Source organism: Psychrobacter sp. Pi2-52, assembly GCF_904846705.1.
In the GTDB taxonomy this organism is placed as follows: domain Bacteria; phylum Pseudomonadota; class Gammaproteobacteria; order Pseudomonadales; family Moraxellaceae; genus Psychrobacter.
The window spans coordinates 1-844 of sequence record NZ_CAJHBS010000061.1; the positions used below are offsets into that span (position 1 = coordinate 1).

Here is an 844-nt window from a genome sequence, read left to right on the forward strand (position 1 = left end):
TATAGTCAATCCAAAATAAAAGAAGTACAACCCATATTATGAAATAGTTTAGGTAGATTATTCTCCATCCAACCTTGTCGTAGAAACTTAGCTTGTGCCCATTTCTTTTCAATAGGATTTAAGTCAGGACTATAGGATGGTAGAAATAAAAGCCTGTGACCATGCCTATTCAGAAGACTTTTCACTCGTTTATGAAAGCTGGCATTATCCATGACGATTACGCATTTAGTTTTAAGGCTTGGAATGAGCGTGTATTTGCACCAGTCATAGAATATATCGCCATTGATGTTTTTCTCAAAGTAATCAAGCGCAAAAAGCATCTTTTCATACAGAGCACCGATGACATTGGTACGTTTTTTAGCTTGCCAATTGTAGCTATCAATACAAGGTTTACCTATCGGTGCGTAGCCATAAGGACGAATAGTTTCAGCCTCAAAGCCACTCTCATCCATATAGACAACGGGATAGCCTTGCTGCTTAAAATGATCAAGCTTATTCTTATATACCGCTCTTTTTATTGGACACGCTTTTGGATGTGCTAAGGTCTTTTTTTTGGCTAATATTTAATCTTTTTAAGGCATAGCCAATACCTGATTTACTACAGTTTAAACGACGAGCTCGCTCATACAGGTAGTCATCTGGGTATTGATTAACGTCTTGTAGAAGGGCTTCATTGGGTATACTGCTTGGCGTTTTGACTCTGGTCGTTTGGATGCTTGGGTCTATAAGCCAGCGCTGTAGTGTACTCTTGCTGATATTATAAAAAATACAGGCCTGACGGATGCTCATGTCTTTTTGCTCAATGTTTTTGATAACTTGTGCTCGAAAATCTGCTGAGTAGGTC

2 protein-coding genes are annotated in these 844 nt (G+C 38.6%); both read right to left on the reverse strand.

Annotated elements, in window-relative coordinates; all coding sequences use genetic code 11:
- Positions 1-5: 5 nt before the first annotated feature.
- Positions 6-563 carry an IS630 family transposase gene (locus JMY00_RS13510; RefSeq protein WP_165597457.1) on the reverse strand — a complete coding sequence of 186 codons (558 nt, stop codon included), beginning with the start codon at positions 561-563 and terminating at the stop codon, positions 6-8.
- On the reverse strand, positions 499-844 hold a 346-nt coding region (locus tag JMY00_RS13515; protein ID WP_201580538.1), incomplete at its 5' end, for an IS630 transposase-related protein. The genes JMY00_RS13510 and JMY00_RS13515, both read right to left, overlap by 65 nt.